Annotated in this window: 17 protein-coding genes; 6 read left to right on the top strand and 11 right to left on the bottom strand. The window is 68.0% G+C overall.

Translation table 11 applies throughout. The features are described from left to right. Positions 1-108: 108 nt before the first annotated feature. Positions 109-2,277 (top strand): NAD-dependent DNA ligase LigA, encoded by a 2,169-nt coding sequence (ligA, locus tag M1L36_RS11015; RefSeq protein ID WP_250873783.1) that lies wholly within the window; start codon positions 109-111, stop codon positions 2,275-2,277. A 190-nt stretch (positions 2,278-2,467) separates the two neighbouring features. Here ligA and M1L36_RS11010 read toward each other — a convergent pair whose 3' ends face one another. The 4 genes from M1L36_RS11010 to M1L36_RS10995 all read right to left on the bottom strand — a co-directional run bounded on the left by M1L36_RS11010 (position 2,468) and on the right by M1L36_RS10995 (position 5,287). After that, positions 2,468-3,304 carry an ABC transporter permease subunit gene (locus M1L36_RS11010; protein ID WP_250873782.1) on the bottom strand — a complete coding sequence of 279 codons (837 nt, stop codon included), beginning with the start codon at positions 3,302-3,304 and terminating at the stop codon, positions 2,468-2,470. Continuing rightward, complete coding sequence (locus M1L36_RS11005; RefSeq protein WP_250873781.1) at positions 3,301-4,251, bottom strand: ABC transporter ATP-binding protein; 951 nt, start codon at positions 4,249-4,251, stop codon at positions 3,301-3,303. Before M1L36_RS11005 ends, M1L36_RS11010 begins: the two co-directional genes overlap by 4 nt. A 105-nt stretch (positions 4,252-4,356) precedes the next feature. Beyond that, complete coding sequence (locus M1L36_RS11000; protein ID WP_250873780.1) at positions 4,357-4,638, bottom strand: DUF7967 family protein; 282 nt, start codon at positions 4,636-4,638, stop codon at positions 4,357-4,359. A gap of 79 nt (positions 4,639-4,717) precedes the next feature. Next, positions 4,718-5,287: an NUDIX hydrolase gene (locus M1L36_RS10995; RefSeq protein WP_250873779.1), complete on the bottom strand. Its 570-nt coding sequence runs from the start codon at positions 5,285-5,287 to the stop codon at positions 4,718-4,720. Positions 5,288-5,384: 97 nt separating this feature from the next. On the opposite strand from M1L36_RS10995, the gene M1L36_RS10990 reads away from it, so the two are divergent. Then, positions 5,385-7,157, top strand: a complete 1,773-nt coding sequence (locus M1L36_RS10990; protein WP_250874057.1) for an excinuclease ABC subunit C — start codon at positions 5,385-5,387, stop codon at positions 7,155-7,157. Positions 7,158-7,172: 15 nt separating this feature from the next. Here M1L36_RS10990 and M1L36_RS10985 read toward each other — a convergent pair whose 3' ends face one another. Both M1L36_RS10985 and M1L36_RS10980 read right to left on the bottom strand, forming a co-directional pair. Then, the gene (locus tag M1L36_RS10985; protein WP_250873778.1) at positions 7,173-7,418 is read right to left on the bottom strand and encodes an amphi-Trp domain-containing protein; all 246 of its coding nucleotides are present in this window, start codon (positions 7,416-7,418) and stop codon (positions 7,173-7,175) included. An 88-nt stretch (positions 7,419-7,506) separates the two neighbouring features. Beyond that, positions 7,507-7,845 carry a DsrE family protein gene (locus tag M1L36_RS10980; RefSeq protein ID WP_250873777.1) on the bottom strand — a complete coding sequence of 113 codons (339 nt, stop codon included), beginning with the start codon at positions 7,843-7,845 and terminating at the stop codon, positions 7,507-7,509. A gap of 52 nt (positions 7,846-7,897) precedes the next feature. On the opposite strand from M1L36_RS10980, the gene M1L36_RS10975 reads away from it, so the two are divergent. Further along, entirely contained in the window at positions 7,898-8,539 is a 642-nt protein-coding gene (locus M1L36_RS10975; protein ID WP_250873776.1) for an FAD-dependent oxidoreductase, read from the top strand. 24 nt (positions 8,540-8,563) lie between these two features. Then, positions 8,564-9,835 (top strand): SPFH domain-containing protein, encoded by a 1,272-nt coding sequence (locus M1L36_RS10970; protein ID WP_379819943.1) that lies wholly within the window; start codon positions 8,564-8,566, stop codon positions 9,833-9,835. A gap of 21 nt (positions 9,836-9,856) precedes the next feature. Here M1L36_RS10970 and M1L36_RS10965 read toward each other — a convergent pair whose 3' ends face one another. From M1L36_RS10965 to M1L36_RS10955, 3 genes are all read right to left on the bottom strand, one after another. Then, the gene (locus tag M1L36_RS10965) at positions 9,857-10,291 is read right to left on the bottom strand and encodes an acyl-CoA thioesterase (protein WP_305794478.1); all 435 of its coding nucleotides are present in this window, start codon (positions 10,289-10,291) and stop codon (positions 9,857-9,859) included. Positions 10,292-10,380: 89 nt separating this feature from the next. Continuing rightward, complete coding sequence (locus M1L36_RS10960; RefSeq protein ID WP_250873775.1) at positions 10,381-11,373, bottom strand: ribonucleotide-diphosphate reductase subunit beta; 993 nt, start codon at positions 11,371-11,373, stop codon at positions 10,381-10,383. A gap of 51 nt (positions 11,374-11,424) precedes the next feature. Then, positions 11,425-13,911, bottom strand: a complete 2,487-nt coding sequence (locus M1L36_RS10955; RefSeq protein WP_250873774.1) for a ribonucleoside-diphosphate reductase subunit alpha — start codon at positions 13,909-13,911, stop codon at positions 11,425-11,427. A gap of 230 nt (positions 13,912-14,141) precedes the next feature. Here M1L36_RS10955 and M1L36_RS10950 point away from each other — a divergent pair, with 230 nt between their 5' ends. Beyond that, positions 14,142-14,492, top strand: a complete 351-nt coding sequence (locus tag M1L36_RS10950) for a hypothetical protein (RefSeq protein ID WP_250873773.1) — start codon at positions 14,142-14,144, stop codon at positions 14,490-14,492. A gap of 7 nt (positions 14,493-14,499) precedes the next feature. On the opposite strand, the gene uvrB is transcribed toward M1L36_RS10950, so the two are convergent. After that, positions 14,500-16,554 (bottom strand): excinuclease ABC subunit UvrB, encoded by a 2,055-nt coding sequence (gene uvrB, locus M1L36_RS10945; RefSeq protein ID WP_250873772.1) that lies wholly within the window; start codon positions 16,552-16,554, stop codon positions 14,500-14,502. 165 nt (positions 16,555-16,719) lie between these two features. Between uvrB and M1L36_RS10940 the strand changes: the two genes are divergently transcribed. After that, positions 16,720-16,965 carry a hypothetical protein gene (locus M1L36_RS10940; RefSeq protein ID WP_250873771.1) on the top strand — a complete coding sequence of 82 codons (246 nt, stop codon included), beginning with the start codon at positions 16,720-16,722 and terminating at the stop codon, positions 16,963-16,965. A 171-nt stretch (positions 16,966-17,136) separates the two neighbouring features. Here M1L36_RS10940 and M1L36_RS10935 read toward each other — a convergent pair whose 3' ends face one another. Next, on the bottom strand, positions 17,137-17,286 hold the full coding sequence (locus tag M1L36_RS10935; RefSeq protein ID WP_250873770.1) for a 50S ribosomal protein L40e: 150 nt from the start codon (positions 17,284-17,286) through the stop codon (positions 17,137-17,139). Between the last annotated feature and the right edge of the window lie 53 nt (positions 17,287-17,339).

Here is a 17,339-nt window from a genome sequence, read left to right as displayed (position 1 = left end):
GGTACCGACGGCGACACCTCGACTCCACTGGTTGCCCTACGACTGACTCCACCACATCTCCGCCGCGAACAAGCGGGATTTTTACCGTCAATCGCCAACTCACGGCCAATGAGTGCGGACGCTCGGGAGGCCCCCGACAACCCCTACGTGGAGGACCCACCGACGGAGTTCGACCCGGTCGACGACGTCGACGAGACGACGGCCCGCGAGCAGGCCGAGCAGTTGCGCGAGGCCATCCGGTACCACGACCGACTGTACTACCGCGACGCCGACCCCGTCATCCCGGACCGCGACTACGACGTCCTGCTGTCGCGACTCCAGGACCTCGAATCGGCGTTCGACCTCGACACCGACGGCTCGCCGACCCAGCGCGTCGGGGGCGAACCGCTCGACGAGTTCGACACGGTCGCGCACGTCGCGCCGATGCGCTCCATCGACTCCAGCGGCGACGTCGAAGACGTCCGGGAGTTCGACCGACGGGTCCACGACCGACTCGGTCTCTCGCGGGGGGGCGACGGCGTCGAGAACGGTGGGAGCGAGGGGCAGGCGTCGCTCGACGCCTACGCGGGCGCGAGCGTCGACTACTTCTGCGAGCCGAAGTTCGACGGCGTGAGCGTCGAGGTCGTCTACGAGGAGGGGCGGTTCGTCCGGGCGACGACGCGTGGCGACGGCGAGGAGGGCGACGACATCTCCGCGAACGTGCGGACGATTCGCTCGGTGCCTCTCCGACTCCGTGACGACTACCCCGAGTTCCTCGCGGTTCGCGGGGAGATATTCATGCCACGGGAAGCGTTCCAGCAGTACAACCGCGAGCGCGTCGAACGCGGCGACGACCCGTTCGCCAACCCCCGGAACGCGACGGCCGGGACCGTCCGACAGTTGGACCCGTCCGTGACAGCCGAGCGTCCGCTGGACTGTTTCTTCTTCGACGTGCTGAAATCGACCCACCAGTTCGAGACCCAACACCAACGACAGGACACCCTCCCCGAGTGGGGCCTGAAGACCAACGACCGGACGGCGCTCGTCGACGACATCGAGGGGGCCATCGACTACCGCGACGAACTCGTCGAAGACCGCGACGACCTGGACTACGAGGTCGACGGTGCGGTCCTCAAGGTCGACGACCTCGCGCAGTGCGACCGGCTGGGAAGCACCTCCCGCGCGCCGCGGTGGGCCTACGCGTACAAGCTCCCCGCGCGGACCGAGGAGACGACCCTGCGAGACGTGGTCGTACAGGTCGGTCGGACGGGGCGGCTGACGCCGGTCGCGCTGCTCGACCCGGTCGACGTCGGCGGTGTGACGGTCTCGCGCGCGAGTCTCCACAACCCCGAGCAGATCCGCGAGTTGGGCGTCGGCGTCGGCGACCGCGTCCGCCTGGAACGCGCCGGCGACGTCATCCCGTACGTCGCGGAGGTCGTCGAGGGCGACGGCGACGGCCACTTCGAGTTCCCCGACGCCTGTCCGGTCTGTGACTCGCCGGTCGAACACGACGGGCCGCTGGCGTTCTGTACGGGCGGGCTGGGTTGTCCCGCACAGCTCCGACGAGCCATCGAGCACTACGTCTCGCGGGGCGGACTGGACATCGAGGGCCTGGGAGAACAGAAGCTCGACCAGCTCGTCGAAACGGGGCTCGTCGAGTCCATCCCGGACCTCTACGACCTGACCGTCGCGGACCTCGCCGACCTGGAGGGGTGGGGCGAACGGAGTGCCGAGAACCTCGTCGCCGAGTTGGAGGCGGCGAAAGAGCCGCCGCTCGACGACTTCCTGACGGCGCTGGGGGTCCCCGAAGTCGGGCCGACGACCGCCCGCTCGCTGGCGCGCACGTTCGGCACGCTGGAGGCGGTGATGGACGCCGACGAAGAGCAGCTCCGCGAGGTCGACGACGTCGGCGAGACGGTCGCCCACGAGATTCGAGAGTTCTTCGACGCCGAGCGCAACCGCGAGGTGCTCGACGCGCTTCGCGAGCGCGGGGTCTCGCCCGAGTCGATCGACACCGAGACCGGTGCGGCGCTGGACGGGCTGACGTTCGTGTTCACCGGGTCACTCGACGGGCTGACGCGCGGTGAGGCGCAGGACCTCGTCGAACGCCACGGCGCGAACGCCACTTCGAGCGTCTCCGGGAACACCGACTACCTCGTCGCGGCCGACGGCGCGGGCCGGTCGAAACTCGACGACGCCGAGGCGGAGGAGGTGCCCGTCCTCTCGCAGGCCGAGTTCGAGGAACTGCTGGCCGAGGAGTTCGGTATCGACGTGGCCGACGCGCTGGACGACGGGTAACGCCAGCGCGACCGCTCTCGACACCGAGGAGGGCGAACTGGCGACGGACGGCTCACCGGTCGGGTCGTCACACGGCTCCCGCCGCCGGGGTGGTGGTCCCCGCTGGCGCTGGCCGACCGGTGGTGAGGGGTCAGGACACGGCGCTGTTGGCCGTGCGTTCGCTGAAAAAGGTACGTCGCGAGCGGCCGACTCAGAGGTCGGCGCGACGGAAGCGGAGGTAGCCCAGCGCGAGCGGCACGACGAGCCAGAACGCGAGGACGACGAAGCCGAACCAGTCCTGGAGCCAGAAGGCGTCGACGTTCGCGCCGCCGGGTGCGTTGACGTTCTGGTCCGCGGGCGTGATGGCGGAGAACGCGATGAGGAACGCCTGGCGCGGGCTGAGGACGGCGAGGAAGGTGACGATGTCGGCCTGCGTCGCCGCCGAGCCGATCTCGAAGTTGTCCAGGATGAGCATTGCAGCGAGGAGCAGCACCTGCCACAGCAGCGTGAACAGGATGACCAGCCCGATGCCGATGGTGACGACGAGGTTCTCGGACTCGATGCCCGAGGAGAGGCCGACGCCGATGCTCACGAACGTCACCCCGAGCAGGATGGTGAGCAGCGTGAACAGCACGTACTCGACCGTCGGGAAGCTACTGGCGAGCACCGCGAGCACGAGGCCACCGACGGCGAAGCCGACGACGATGGCGAGCGTGACGACGAGACTGCGTCCGAGGAACTTCCCGAACACCACGTCCTCACGGCTGTGGGGCAGCGACAGCAGTATCTTCAGGCTACCAGTCTCGCGTTCGTTGCTGACCGCGCGGTAGCCCGTCAGCACGCCGATGGCCGGCAGCAGGATTGCCGTCGGGACGAGCAGCGAGATGACGAGCGCGAACCCACCCTCGTCCGCGCCGGTGCCGGCGATGTCCGCGAAGAAGTACGCGAGACCGCCGACGAACAGGACGAACAGCGCGATGAGCGCGAGCAGTCGACGCGAGCGGGCCGCGTCCCGGAAGTCCTTGCGAGCGACCGCCATCATGCTCATTGGCTGACCTCCTGTTGGACGCCGTCACGGTGGCCGTCGCGACCACCCTCGGTGTAGGCGGCGAACAGCTCTTCGAGCGAGGCCTTCTCCGTCGAGAAGTCCTTGACGTCGGTGCCGGTGTTCTCGACGGCGGTGAGCACCTCGGTCTTCGAGGCGTCCTGGATGGAGACGACCAGCGAGTTGCCCCGGACGGTGACGTCGCTGACGCCCGCGACGTCGCGAGCGGCCGCCACCGCGGCGTCGGTCGGTTCGTCGACCGTGATGGTGAGCGTCGCCCCCGACCCCGCGGAGGCGCGAAGCCCCTCGACGGTGTCCTCGGCGACGAGTTGCCCGTTCCGCAGGATGCCGACGCGGTCACAGATGGCGTCGACCTGTTCGAGGATGTGACTGGAGAAGAACACCGTCGCACCGCGGTCGCGCTCCTCGCGGATGATGTTGCGCATCTCGCGGGCACCGTTCGGGTCGAGGCCCGTCGACGGTTCGTCGAGGATGAGCAGGTCGGGTTCCCCGACCAGTGCCATCGCGAGGACGAGGCGCTGGGCCATCCCCTTCGAGTAGCCACCGGCCTTCCGGTCGGCGGCTTCGGGGATGCCGACGCGTTCGAGCAGCGCCATGATGTCGTCGTCGGCGTTCTTCGACTCGATGGCGAACTCCATGTGCTGGCGGGCGGTCAGGCGGTCGTAGACGTGAAACGCGTCCGGGAGGACGCCGACGCGCTGGCGGACCGCGACGGAGTCGGTCTGTGCGTCCATCCCGAGGACGGTCGCCGACCCCTCGGTGGGGCGGATGAAGTCCAGCAGGACGTTGATGGTCGTCGACTTCCCCGCACCGTTGGGACCGAGGAAGCCGTATATCTCACCTTCCTCGACGGTCAGGTCGAGGTTCTGGAGGGCCGTGACGTCGTCACCGAACCGCTTCGTGACGCCGTCGACTTGTATCGCGGGCATACGCGGCCGGATTGTGACCCTCGGGTGATAATCGTTCCTACTCCGGGAACAGTTGACACCCCTACGATGAACAGATATACACAGAGATGTGTACGTATGGTCGCCTCAGAGCTGGTCGTCGGGGTCGTGGCGCTCGCGGACGCGTTCGACCTCCGCCGCGTACCGGTCGCGCGTCGCCTCGTCGTCGGTCGCTTCGAGGTCCGACGGGTCGGCCTCCGTCGCGGCGGTGACGCCCTGTCGCGAGAGCAGGTGCGCAGAGCGTTCGTGGCGCTGGAACCGCTCGCCGTCGGGCGTCGCGTAGACCAGCGTGACGAGGTTCCGGTCGTCGTAGTCGCGTTCGACCAGCCACACCCGGACGGTCTCGCTCGCGTCGTCGCTGTCGCTCATGGCACCCGGTACTGCCAGCGGCCGCTTGTAGCTGTGGCTTCCGTCGGTCGCTCTCCGGGCAGCCACTACTCCCACAGTGTCACAGCAGGTCGGCCTCACGCGCGAGCAGCAGTGGCAGGAGCGTCCAGGCGGTCTGTGGCTCCTCTCGGGCACGGTCGAGCGCCTCCGCGACGGGGACGAGGCGGACGTCGACGAACTCGTCCGAATCGGTGTCCTGCTCGCCCGGCGTCGCCCCGTGGGCGAACACCACTCCGCGGCGCGACCGGAGCCACGCGACGGGGTAGTGTTCGGCCAGCACCTCGACGCGGTCGGCCACGAACCCCGTCTCCTCGCGGAGTTCACGGTGCGCGGCCGTTTTCATGGTCTCCTCGCCCTCGACGCTCCCGACGGGACACGACAGGACCGTCTCGCGCAGTCGCGGGCGGTACTCCTCGACGAACACGACCTGGTCATCGTAGCGGGCGACGACGGCCACCGATGCACCGCGTTCGACCCAGCCCCGGCCCGTCCGGTCGCCGTCCGGGCGCGTCAGGCGGTCGTAGCCGACGGCGGTGTCTCCCGCGGCGACCGAGCGCGACCACTCGACGCGCCAGTCGTCGGCGCTCGGCGTCGGGTCGGGCGTCCGACTCCGATCGTCGTCTCCGCTCATGTCGGTGAGGACTCCCGGGTCGGGCAAAGCGGTTGGGCCCGGCCTGCCAGCGGCAACGCGTCATCCTCTTACCCGTCGCCCTCGTGAGATGAGACGGATGGACGGGACCGCGGTGCGCACACGTGCCGGTGACCTCCCCCGGGAACCGGGCGTCTATCAGTTCCTCGGCGACGACGGGACGGTGCTGTACGTCGGTAAGGCCGTCGAGCTACGCGACCGGGTCCGCTCGTACGCCGACCCGCGCTCGGCGCGCATCGGCCGCATGGTCGAGCACGCGACGAGCATCGACTTCGCGATGACGGACACGGAGACGCAGGCGCTCCTCCTCGAAGCGAACCTCATCAAGCGCCACCAGCCGCGCTACAACGTCCGGCTGAAAGACGACAAGTCGTACCCGCTGGTCCAACTCACCGACCACGAGTTCCCCCGCGTCGAGGTGACCCGCGACCCGAACGACTCCGCGACCGTCTACGGCCCCTACACCGACAAAGGACGCGTGGACGTCGTCGTGAAGGCCCTCCGGGAGACGTACGGCGTCCGGGGCTGTTCGGACCACAAGTTCTCCGGGCGTGACCGTCCGTGTCTGGACTACGACATCGGGCTGTGTACCGCGCCGTGTACGGGCGAGATCGGCGAGACCGACTACCTCGCGGACGTCGAGTCCGTCACGCGCTTCTTCGAGGGCGAGACGGGCGTTCTCGCCGACCCGCTGCGCCGGGCGATGGAGGAGGCCGCCGACGAGGAGAACTTCGAGCGGGCGGCGAACCTCCGGGACCGACTGGAGGCCGTCGAGGCGTTCCACGGCGGCGCGAGCGCCGCGGTCAGCGGACCGAGCGGCGGCGAACGAACCGTCGACGTGCTCGGCGTGGCCGTCGAAGGGGACCGGGCGACGGTCGCCCGCCTCCGCAGCGAACGCGGGCAGTTGGTCGACCGGGAACGGCACGTCATGGACGCGCCAGACGCCGACGAGGCGGTCGCCTCCGTGCTCTCGGCGTTCGTCCCGCAGTACTACGCCGAGCGCGAACTGCCCGACGCGCTCCTCCTCCCCCAACGACCAGAGGGTCGGGAGGTGACCGACTGGCTGGAGCGCGAGGGCGTCGCGGTTCGGATACCGGGTACAGGCCGGGAGGCGACGCTCGTCGACCTCGCACTGAAGAACGCCCGTCGGAGCGTCGGGATGCGCGACGAGGCTCGCGAGCTGCGAGACGCGCTCTTGGGCGTGTTCCCGGGTCTCGGCCCCGTCGAACGCATCGAGGGGTTCGACGTGAGCCACGCACAGGGGAAGGCCGTCGTCGGGTCGGACGTGACGTTCGTCGGTGGCTCACCCGAGAAGGCCGACTACCGCCGCAAGCGTCTGGAGGACGTCAACGACGACTACGCGAACATGTACGACCTGCTCTCGTGGCGAGCGACTCGGGCCGTCGAAGGCCGTGCCAGCGGGCACGCGCGCGACGACCGCCCGGACCCGGACCTCCTGCTCATCGACGGGGGGCGCGGCCAGTTGGAGGCCGCACGCGAGGCGCTCGCGGACGCCGGGTGGGACGTGCCGGCGGTCGGCCTCGCCAAGCGAGAGGAACTCGTCGTCACGCCCGACGGCGAGTACGACTGGCCGAGCGACGCCGCCCACCTCCACCTGCTCCAGCGCGTGCGCGACGAGGCCCACCGCTTCGCGGTGCAGTACCACCAGCAGGTCCGCGACGAGGTGCGGACCGTCCTCGACGACGTCCCCGGCATCGGTCCGGAGACGCGCCAGCGACTCCTCCGGCGGTTCGGGAGCGTCGAGAACGTCCGCTCGGCGAGCACGGCCGACCTCACGAGCGTCCCCGGCGTCGGCGCGAAGACCGCCGAGACGCTCAGAAAGCGGTTGTAGTCGGTGTCGGTGCGTTCAGCCGTCGACTTCCTTCCAGTCGACGTCTATCGTGAGCCGTTCCGTGTCACCGCCGAGGAGAGGCGAACGCTCTTCGACCGCGACCGTACACTCGACCGTCGGTGCCGGTCTGAGCTTCACCTGCTTGTTTCCGACGTTCACCATCACCTCGCCGTCCTGTTCGAACTCCTCGGCGATCGCTCTCAGATACGCCGCCAGTTCCCCGCGCGTCGTCTCGCTGGTGTGTCTCGTCGTCTCTGCCATAGTAGTGTGGCGAGCTGCCACACACCGTACAGCTCGCTGACGGTTCCAGTTGTCGGTGGGCCGTTCGTCGCGGCTCTGACGGCTCCACTCAGGGTACCTTCACGTAGTGGTGCCCCTCCGCTTGCAGCTTCGCCACCGTCCCGACGCCCGAACTCCCGAGTTCGACGCCGTCGACGACCGTCTCGGGGTCGATGTCGCGACTCGCCAGCGAGTTCGAGCAGGCGACGAACCGGACCCGGTCGGCGAGGTCGACGATGGCGTCGGCGTGGGCCGCGCCCGCGACGGTCGCTCGGACCGCCTCGCCGTTGAACACGACGGCGAGGTCGTCCACGGTGAGGGTGTCGTCGTCGAGCAGGTTGCGCGCGTTCGACAGCGCGTGACTGTGGTCGGCGCTGTCGCCGCTCGAACAGTGGAATACGACGTTCATGACGTCGAGAGGGCGGGCGCGGGCTTATGTTCGATGCTACCAAACTTCACTCATGCCGCACGTGGTGGTCGTGGGCGGGGGGCCGGGCGGCCTCTCCGCGGCGCTGTTCGCCGCCAAGAACGGGCTGGAGACGAGCCTGTTCGACACCGGGACCACGGCGCTTCGGTTCGCGGGGTTGGCGAACTACCTCGGTCTCGGTCCGACCGACGGCGAGGCGTTCTTGCGGGTCGCTCGCGAACAGGTCGCGGCGGTCGGCGTCGACCACCACGCCGAGCGGGTGCTGGAGGTCGAAGCCGACGGCGAGGAGTTCGTCGTCGTCACCGCCCGGGGGATGTACGCCGCGGACTACCTCGTCCTCGCGACCGGCCGGTCCCGGGAACTGGCCGCACAGCTCTCGTGTGCGTTCGACGACGACGGGACGGTCGCGGTCGACCGCGACGGACGGACCAGCGTCGTCGACGTCTACGCGGTGGGGTGGCTGACGCGCAAGGAGAAGGTCCAGGCGGTCATCTCGGCGGGCGACGGGGCCGCCGCCGCCCTCGATATCCTCTCGACGGTCGCCGGGTCGCCGGTCCACGACTTCGACACGCCCGCCGACAGTCCGCACGACCGACCACGCTGGTCGTTCGGTGACGGCCGGTTCGACGGCTCTCTCGGTCGCCCGCCCGACGACTCGTCCCCGCGAAACGCTTAGGTGGGTGTCACCGAAAGTCGAGGTATGAGTGGGTCCCGCGACAGCCTCTTCTACAAACTCGGTCGGCTGGCGGCCGAGGGGGAGGGCAGCAGTCAGCGAGCGTCGACCGCTCGCACCCGGTCCTCCCCGTCCGGCGGTGCCGAGAACGTCGGCCGCGGCTTCGGCGAGGGCGGCGACCGCCCCGTCCCGCGCTGGAGTCGGTACCTCCTCGTCGTCGCGGCGCTCGTCGCCGCCGTCGGCCTCGCCGGCATGCTTCCGGTGTCGGGGCTGGCGAGCGTCGGCATCGCCGCCGTCCTCACCGTCCTCGCGCTCGTCATCGACTCCATCGAAATCGTGCAGGCGTACGAGAAACGCGCGCTGACGGTGTTCGGCGCGAATCAGGGTCTCCTCGACCCCGGCCTCCACTTCGTCCCGCCGCTCATCTCCCGGACCTACCAGTTCGACATGCGTACGGAGACGCTCGACGTGCCGACCCAGGAGGCCATCACGCGCGACAACTCGCCCGTGACCGCCGACGCCGTCGTCTACGTCCGCGTCGTGGACGCCGAGCGCGCGTTCCTCGGCGTCGACGACTACCGGCGTGCGACCTCCTACCTCGCCCAGACGACGCTCCGGGCGGCCATCGGCGACATGGCGCTCGACGAGACGCTCTCCCGTCGCGAGGACATCAACCGGTTCATCCGAAACGAGTTGCAGGAGCCGACCGACCGCTGGGGCGTCGAGGTCGAAGCCGTCGAGGTCCGCGAGGTGATGCCCAGCGCCGACGTCGTCGAGGCGATGGAACAGCAGTCCAGCGCCGAGCGCCACCGCCGCGCGATGATTCTGGAGGCACAAGGGGAACGCGTCAGCGCCGTCGAGCGCGCCGAGGGGATGAAGACCTCGAACATCATCCGTGCCCAGGGTGAGAAACAGAGCCAGATCCTCGAAGCGCAGGGTGACGCCATCTCGACCGTCCTGCGTGCGAAGAGCGCCGAGTCGATGGGCGAACGCGCCATCATCGACAAGGGGTTCGATACGCTCAGCGACATCGGGAGGTCGCCCTCGACGACGTTCGTCCTGCCCCAGGAGCTCACCTCCCTGCTCGGTCGGTACGGCAAGCACCTCTCCGGGTCCGACCTCGGTGTCCCGGTCAGCCTCGACAGCAACGAGTTCGACGCCGACACCCGCGAGATGCTGGGTCTCGACGACATCGCGGACATCGCCGCCGGCGTCGAGAGCGAAATCGAGATGACGACCATCGAGATCGAAGAGGAGGTCGACGAGGTCGTCGAGGGAGCCGAGTCCGAGTCGAACTGAGGCCCGCTCGGAGTCGCCGGGCTACTGCGCTGCGAGGTCCCGTCGTCGTCGCGAGCGCTGTTCCAACGCTCTGTCCCTGAGCGCGCGCTGGCGTTCGTCCGGACAGTCGAGGTCCGGGACGGCGGTCGGACTCTCGTCGGCGTCGAGCGCCACGAACGTGAAGAAGGAGGTGGCGGTGTCCCGACGTTCGTCCGCGGCGGGTCGTTCGGCCCGGACGGTGACGCGCACGTCCATGCTCGCGCGACCGGTCTCGAAGACGTAGCCCTCGACGGTGACGACGTCGCCCAGCGCGATGGGCGCGAGGAAGTCGACGTGGTCCATCGACGCCGTCACGACCTGCCGGCGGGCGAACCGTCGCGAGGCGATGGCTCCGCAGATGTCCATCCAGTGCAGCACCGACCCGCCGAGCGCCCGCCCGAGGTTGTTCGTGTCGTTGGGCATCAGTATCTCGCTCATCTCGGTGTAGGAGTCGAGCAGCGTCGCCGTCTCGGGCACCGCTGCGAGCGTACCGTCGTGCCCGGTGTCGCCGTCCCCGGCGTCGTCGCTCACCACTCCAGGGACCCCCCGCTCCGGTACTCGGTGACCTTCGTCTCGAAGAAGTTCTTCTCCTTATTGAGGTCGACCGACTCCGAGAGCCACGGGAACGGGTTCTCCGTCCCGTACTGTGCGGGCAGGTCGAGTTGGCCGAGGCGGCGGTCGGCGACGTACTCGACGTACTCCTCGAAGCTCTCGGGGTGCATCCCCATCACGTCCGGCGGGCACGCCTCGCGGGCGTAGGCCCGTTCGAGGTCGACGGCGTCGGTGACGAGGGAGACGACCTCCGCGCCGAACTCGTCGGTCCACGCCTCGGGGTGTTCGGCGCGTATCTGGCCGACGAGGTCGACGCCGAAGTTGACGTGCAGCGACTCGTCGCGCATGATGTACTCGAACTGCTCGCCGACGCCGACCATCTTGTTCTGGCGTTTCAGCGCGAGCATCATCGCGAACCCGGCGTAGAAGAACACGCCCTCCATGACGACGTAGAACCCGACGAGGTCCCGTAGCAGTTCGCGGACGTCGGCGGTCGTCTCGACGGTGAACGCGGGGTCGTCGACCGCCCGCGTCAGGTCGACGACGAACTCGTCTTTCGCCTCGATGGCGGGGATGCGGTCGTACATGCCGTAGAGGTACTCGGGGTCGAACCCCAGCGAGTCACAGCAGTAGATGAACGTGTCCGTGTGGATGGCCTCCTCGTAGGCCTGCCGGAGGAGGTACTGGCGACACTCGGGAGCGGTGACGTGGTCGTAGACGGCGAGGACGACGTTGTTCGCGGTGAGCGACTCCGCCGTCGAGAAGAACCCGAGGTTCCACTCGACGAGGCGGCGTTCGGCGTCGGTGAGCGCGTCGCCCGTCCACTGGTCGACGTCGTCGCCCATCGGTATCTCCTCGGGCGTCCAGTTGTTAGCGACGCCGGCCTGGTAGTACTCGCGCGCCCAGTCGTAGTCGATGGGCAGTATCTTGTTCGGGTCGTGGGTTCCGTCGGTGTCGAGAATCGGCATCTGTGGTGGCTGTGTGGTGGGCTGGTCGGCTGGCGATGCGTCTCGGTGTCGCTACTGGCAGGCGTCGCAGGTCGGGTCCTCGACGCTCGGGAGTTCGCCGCCCGTGTCGTCGCTGGTCGCCCCGGTGTCGTGGCTGTTGCCCGCGCTGTCGCGGCCGTCGCCCGCGCTGTCGCGGAACTGCGTCCCGTCGTACTCCGAGAGGTCGAGCGTCGACTTCTCTATCTGACTCGCGCCGAGCGTCCGCAGGTAGTAGGTCGTCTTCAGTCCCGACTCCCAGGCGCGCTGGTAGACGTCGTCCAACACCGAACCGTCCGTGCCGGGGAAGAAGACGTTGAGCGACTGGCTCTGGTCGATCCAGACGCCACGCTGGGCGGCGACTCGGACCTGGTGACGCGGGTCGATTTCGAACGCGCCCCGGTGGAGGTCACGGACGGACTCGGGAACCTCCCGAATCTCCTGGACGGAGCCGTCGTGGTACTTCAGGCGGTCGACCATCCCGTCGTCCCACAGCCCCTCGCGTTTCAGGTCCGCGACGAGGCGCTCGTTGGCGACGGTGAACTCCCCGGACATGTTCGACTTGACGTAGAGGTTCGAGTAGCGCGGTTCGACCGAGGGCGTCGTCCCGGCGATGGTCGAGATGGTCGCGGTCGGTGCGACGGCCATCGTGTTCGAGTTGCGCATCCCGTGGGCGGCAACGTGCTCGCGCACCGCGGTCCAGTCGAGAGACTCCTCGGGGTCGACGGCGACCGACTCGCCGCGTTCGGCTTCGAGCCGTTCGATGGTGTCCTGCGGGAAGATATCGCGGTCCCACTTCGACCCCTCGTAGCTGTCGTACGGGTCGCGTTCGCGGGCCAACTTCGAGGAGTTCAGGATGGCGTGGTACGCGACGCGCTCTTGGAGGTCGCCGGCGAGTTCGACGGCTTCCTCGCTGGCCATCGGGACGCCGAGGTCGGTGAGTGCGTCGTGGAAGCCCATCACGCCGAGACCGACGGAACGGTGGCGCAGGTTCGAGCGCTCGGCCTTCTCGCTGGGGTAGAAGTTCAGGTCGACGACGTCGTCGAGCATCCGCATCGCCGTCTCGACGGTGTCGGCGAGGCGCTCGCGGTCGAGTCGCGCGTTCGCCCCGGTGTCGTCGTCCGCGCTCGACGCCTCCGACACGACGACGTGCCGCGAGAGGTTCACCGACCCGAGGTTACAGACCGCCGTCTCCTCGGCCGACGTGTTGAGCGTAATCTCGGTACAGAGGTTCGACGAGCGGACGACGCCCGTGTGGTCCTGTGGCGAGCGGACGTTGCAGGGGTCCTTGAACGTGAGCCACGGGTGGCCGGTCTCGAACAGACGGGTGAGCATCGTCCGCCAGAGGTCGGCGGCGTCGACGCGTTCGAACTGCTCGATTTCTCCGTCGTCGGCCTGCTCCTCGTACGCCTCGTAGCGCTCGGCGAACTCGCGGCCGTAGCTGTCGTGGAGGTCGGGCACCTCGTCGGGCGAGAACAGCGTCCACCGGCCGTCCTCGCGGACGCGCTGGACGAACAGGTCCGGAATCCACGCCGCGGTGTTCATGTCGTGGGTGCGCCGGCGCTCGTCGCCGGTGTTGCGTCGCAGGTCGCAGAACGCGGGGAAGTCGAGGTGCCAGCACTCCAGGTAGGCGCAGGCCGCCCCGCGGCGCTTTCCCGAACGGTTGATGGCCGCGGTCACGTCGTTCGATATCTTGAGGAACGGGACGACGCCGGTGGAGTCGACGCCCGTCGAATCGATGGTCGCGCCGGTCGCCCGGACGGGTGTCCAGTCGGTGCCGAGGCCGCCCGACCACTTCGAGAGGTTCGCGTGCTCGCCGTAGGCGTCGAAGATGGCGTCGAGGTCGTCGGGCACCGTCGTCAGGTAGCACGACGAGAGCTGTGCGTGGCTCGTCCCGGCGTGGAACAGCGTCGGCGTCGAGGGGACGAACCGCAGGCGGGCCATCGCCTCGTAGAACTCGACGGCCCGTGCGGTGGGGTCGTCCTCGTTCAACGCGAGGCCCATCGCGACGCGCATCCAGAACACCTGCGGGAGTTCGGTCGGGTCGTCGTCGACCCGCAGGAAGTAGCGCTGGACGAGCGTCTCCATCGCCACGTAGCCCAGTCGCTCGTCCAGTTCCGGACGGAGCGCCTCTTCGAGCGTGTCCAAATCGAAGTCGGTCATCCGAGCGTCGAGTCGCCCCGCCTCGACGCCGCGTTCGACGGTCTCGCGGAACGATTCGCGGTAGGCCGTCGCGAGTGCCGCGTCGTCCTCGGGGACCGCCCCCAGGATGCGGCGGTAGTACCGCCAGCGGGCGACCCGCGCGGCGAGTCGTTCGTACGCGGGGTCCCGTTCGATGCGAGCACTCGCGGCGTCGACGAGCGCGTCGTCCCGGTCCTTGGCGTCGGCGTCGGTCGGGAGGCTCCGTTCGACCGTCCGGACGAGGTCGGTCGCCGCCGCCTCGTCGACGACCCCTTCGTGGCCGGTGCGTGCGCGCTCGACCGTCGAGCGTAGTCCGTCGTCGTCGGTGGTGTGTTGACTCATCGGTAGTGTCGCCACTCGCCGCCGTCTGCCGTGTCGTGGCCTCTGACGGCGGTTCGCCGTGTCTCCTCCGTCCCGGTGACGGTGCATAAAGTTTGCCAAGCGTGGTTGCTGTAGGACAATTCAATTTGCACTCTGGCACGTCCGGGGTTGGTCGGGGCGGTGTCGGTCCTCCGATGGCCGTACCGTCGCCGGCCCCGGACTCATGAGGGTGCTCCGAGAACCGACTGGACATGGACGGACAACAGCACATCGCGGTCGACTTCGACGCCACGCTCACGCAGGGCGAGGAGGACGACCGGACGGCGGCCGACCCCGACCCCGACGAGGAGATGGTCCACTGGGTCAACGAACAGTACGACGCGGGACACACCATCATCGTCTGGACGGCCCGGCCGTGGGACGCGGCCAACGACACGGTCGCTCGTCTCACCGAGTGGGGCGTCAAGTGGCACGGCATCCGGATGGAGAAGGGCTACGCCGACGTGTACGTCGACGACAAGGGCACGACGCCACGAGAAGCGTTGCTCGACGACGGATACGACGGCGACGGCGAGGGAGAGGACGAAGCGACGAGCGACTGACGCCGCTTCAGAACTCCTCGGCCGGAGCGGGGACGCCCTCCTCCTCGCGGTCCAGTTCGTAGGCCTCGCTCACTTTGCGGATGCGGTCGCGGATGTCGGCGGCCAGTTCGAACTCCAGATTCGAGGCGGCCTCGTTCATCCGCCGTTCGAGGTCCGCGACGTACTCCTCGGCCTCCTCGGGGCTGTCGGGGTCGACGTTGGCGACGTTCTTCGTGTCGGTCTTCGACCCCGGCAGGTTCGTCTCGCTGACCTCCTTGTCGATGGTCGTGGGGGTGTAGCCGTGTTCCTCGTTGAACTCCCGTTGAATCTCGCGGCGGCGCTGGGTCTCGTCGATGGCGGCGGCCATCGCGTCGGTGGTGTCGTCGGCGTAGAGGACGACCTCGCCGTTGACGTTCCGGGCCGCGCGACCCATCGTCTGGACGAGCGTCGTCTCCGAGCGGAGGAACCCCTGCTGGTCGGCGTCGAGGATGGCCACGAGGCTCACCTCGGGGATGTCGAGGCCCTCACGCAGGAGGTTGATACCGACGAGTACGTCGAACTCCCCCAGACGGAGGCCACGGACCAACTCGTGACGCTCCAGGGTGTCCGTCTCGTCGTGCATGTACTCGACGGCGACACCGGCCTCTTCGAGGTACTCGGTGAGGTCCTCGGCCATCCGCTTGGTGAGCGTGGTCACCAGCACGCGCTCGTCGCGTTCGATACGGCCGTCGATGCGGTCGATGAGGTCCTCGACCTGTCCCTCGGCGGGCGAGATTTCGACCTTCGGGTCGACGAGGTGCGTCGGCCGAACGATCTGTTCGACGATCTGCTCGCTCTGCTCGCGTTCGTAGTCGCCGGGGGTCGCCGAGACGTACAGCAGGTCGTCGGTCTTCTCCTCGAACTCCTCGAACGAGAGGGGGCGGTTGTCGTACGCTGTCGGCAGGCGAAAGCCGTTGCCCACGAGCGAGTCCTTCCGGGACTTGTCGCCCGCGAGTTGTCCTTTCACCTGGGGGAGCGTCACGTGTGACTCGTCGACGACGGTGAGGAAGTCGTCGGGGAAGTAGTCCAGCAGGGTGTAGGGGGCGTCGCCGGGCTGGCGGTCGTCTAAGTGTACCGAGTAGTTCTCGATGCCCGAGCAGTAGCCCGTCTCGCGCATCATCTCGACGTCGAACGTCGTGCGCTCCTCGATGCGCTGGGCCGCGAGGAGGTCGCCCGAGCGCTCGAAGTAGCTCACCCGTTCGTGCATCAGCTCTTCTATCTCGGTGATGGCCTCCTCCATGCGCTCTTCGGGCAGCGAGTAGTGCTCCGCGGGGTGGACGAGGACGGCCTCCTGTTCGCCCTTCGCCTCGCCTTCGAGCGGGTCGATCTTCTGCATCCGGTCGATCTCGTCGCCCCAGAACTCGACGCGGACGGCGTAGCGACCGTACATCGGGTACACCTCGACGGTGTCGCCGCGAACGCGGAACGTGCCCTGCGAGAAGTCGACGTCGTTGCGCTCGTAGTTCAGGTCGACGAGCTTCTTCAGCAACTCGTCGCGGTCGATGGCCTGGTCGGATTCGAGGCGCAGCGCCATGTCCTCGTAGGTGCGCGGGTCACCGAGACCGTAGATAGCAGAGACCGAGGCGACGACGATGACGTCGTCTCTCGTCAGGAGCGACCGGGTCGCGGAGTGGCGAAGCCTGTCTATCTCGTCGTTGATGGAGGCGTCCTTGTCGATGTAGGTGTCCGACTGTTCGACGTACGCCTCGGGCTGGTAGTAGTCGTAGTAGCTGACGAAGTACTCGACGGCGTTGTCGGGAAACAGGTTCCGGAACTCGTCGTAGAGCTGTGCGGCGAGCGTCTTGTTGTGCGCGATGACGAGCGTGGGCTGTTGTATCTCCTCGACGGTCCACGCGACGGTGTTGGTCTTGCCCGACCCCGTCACGCCCAACAGCGTCTGCTCGTCCATCCCCTGCCGATACCCCGCGGCCAACTGTTCGATAGCCTCCGGCTGGTCGCCGGCGGGGTCGAACGGCGCTTCGACGCGGAACGGTCGGTCCTTCCCCGGCCGGTCGGGCTGCAACGGAGACCCAGCGTCACTCATTGTCCGATGGTGGAGTCGAGCGTACTTGAGGGGTACGCTGGCAGGGTGAAAGTGGAGTCGCGGAGCGGTCGCGGGACCGCTCGTCGGCAGTGTTCGGCCACCGACGACCTCGAAGCTCCTCGGGAGTAGCTATACCTGATAGCACGACGAACTGTCGCACGAACGATGATCGACGGGCTCTCTTACGACGAAGACGTCCGAAAGGTCGACCCAGAGCGGAACTACCGCCGGGGTCGGTTCAAGAAGGGTTGGAACGACGCAGTCGACGGCAAAGAGTACGGCGAAGAGACCCTCAGGACGTTGACCTGGGAGAATCTAGGGTGGCGTATCGGTTCGATCGTGGGAGAGGCGAACGAACACCGACAACAGGAGGTCTACTCGCAACTCGTCAAGATTCAGCTCGACGAGTAGCGTCTCCGTCCACAGATAGCTCTTCTGTGAACTGTATCGCGAGCGAACGGCCCGACTGAACCCTCGGGAGAGCGCAACGACTGAGAGGATGATAGAGCGCTTTTGCTCCAGGCGTTGCCAGACAGCGAGCGCTCGAAGGGGGCGAGTGAACGCAACAGAACGTGGTGGTCCTTAGACCGCGCGGCGTTCCTTCGCCTTCGGGCGGAGGTTCTTGTAGCCGCACTTGCGACACTTGTTCGCGTCCTGGGAGTTGCGGGCGTTACAGCGCATGCAGATCATCTTGCTGAGCGTCCGCGCTTCTGCTTCCTCGAAACTGGCCATGTGCGATTCTCTTGACGGGCGCGGTTAAGGATTGCGAGTGCCGGCGAGCGTTC

The sequence above is a fragment of the Halomarina rubra genome (assembly GCF_023699475.1).
Classification (GTDB): domain Archaea; phylum Halobacteriota; class Halobacteria; order Halobacteriales; family Haloarculaceae; genus Halomarina; species Halomarina rubra.
Note: the sequence above shows the minus strand (reverse complement) of the source record. Positions and strands in the feature narration are given on the sequence as shown.

Bases quoted from the DNA above. Each gene is read 5' to 3' on its own strand.
- M1L36_RS10985 (WP_250873778.1), bottom strand. From the start codon at position 7,418: ATGGCAGAGACGACGAGACACACCAGCGAGACGACGCGCGGGGAACTG.
- M1L36_RS10975 (WP_250873776.1), top strand. From the start codon at position 7,898: ATGCCGCACGTGGTGGTCGTGGGCGGGGGGCCGGGCGGCCTCTCCGCG.
- M1L36_RS10955 (WP_250873774.1), bottom strand. From the start codon at position 13,911: ATGAGTCAACACACCACCGACGACGACGGACTACGCTCGACGGTCGAG.
- M1L36_RS10970 (WP_379819943.1), top strand. From the start codon at position 8,564: ATGAGTGGGTCCCGCGACAGCCTCTTCTACAAACTCGGTCGGCTGGCG.
- M1L36_RS10960 (WP_250873775.1), bottom strand. From the start codon at position 11,373: ATGCCGATTCTCGACACCGACGGAACCCACGACCCGAACAAGATACTG.
- uvrB (WP_250873772.1), bottom strand. From the start codon at position 16,554: ATGAGTGACGCTGGGTCTCCGTTGCAGCCCGACCGGCCGGGGAAGGAC.
- M1L36_RS10990 (WP_250874057.1), top strand. From the start codon at position 5,385: ATGGACGGGACCGCGGTGCGCACACGTGCCGGTGACCTCCCCCGGGAA.
- M1L36_RS10950 (WP_250873773.1), top strand. From the start codon at position 14,142: ATGGACGGACAACAGCACATCGCGGTCGACTTCGACGCCACGCTCACG.
- M1L36_RS10940 (WP_250873771.1), top strand. From the start codon at position 16,720: ATGATCGACGGGCTCTCTTACGACGAAGACGTCCGAAAGGTCGACCCA.
- M1L36_RS10995 (WP_250873779.1), bottom strand. From the start codon at position 5,287: ATGAGCGGAGACGACGATCGGAGTCGGACGCCCGACCCGACGCCGAGC.
- M1L36_RS10935 (WP_250873770.1), bottom strand. From the start codon at position 17,286: ATGGCCAGTTTCGAGGAAGCAGAAGCGCGGACGCTCAGCAAGATGATC.
- ligA (WP_250873783.1), top strand. From the start codon at position 109: ATGAGTGCGGACGCTCGGGAGGCCCCCGACAACCCCTACGTGGAGGAC.
- M1L36_RS11010 (WP_250873782.1), bottom strand. From the start codon at position 3,304: ATGAGCATGATGGCGGTCGCTCGCAAGGACTTCCGGGACGCGGCCCGC.
- M1L36_RS10980 (WP_250873777.1), bottom strand. From the start codon at position 7,845: ATGAACGTCGTATTCCACTGTTCGAGCGGCGACAGCGCCGACCACAGT.
- M1L36_RS10965 (WP_305794478.1), bottom strand. From the start codon at position 10,291: ATGAGCGAGATACTGATGCCCAACGACACGAACAACCTCGGGCGGGCG.
- M1L36_RS11005 (WP_250873781.1), bottom strand. From the start codon at position 4,251: ATGCCCGCGATACAAGTCGACGGCGTCACGAAGCGGTTCGGTGACGAC.
- M1L36_RS11000 (WP_250873780.1), bottom strand. From the start codon at position 4,638: ATGAGCGACAGCGACGACGCGAGCGAGACCGTCCGGGTGTGGCTGGTC.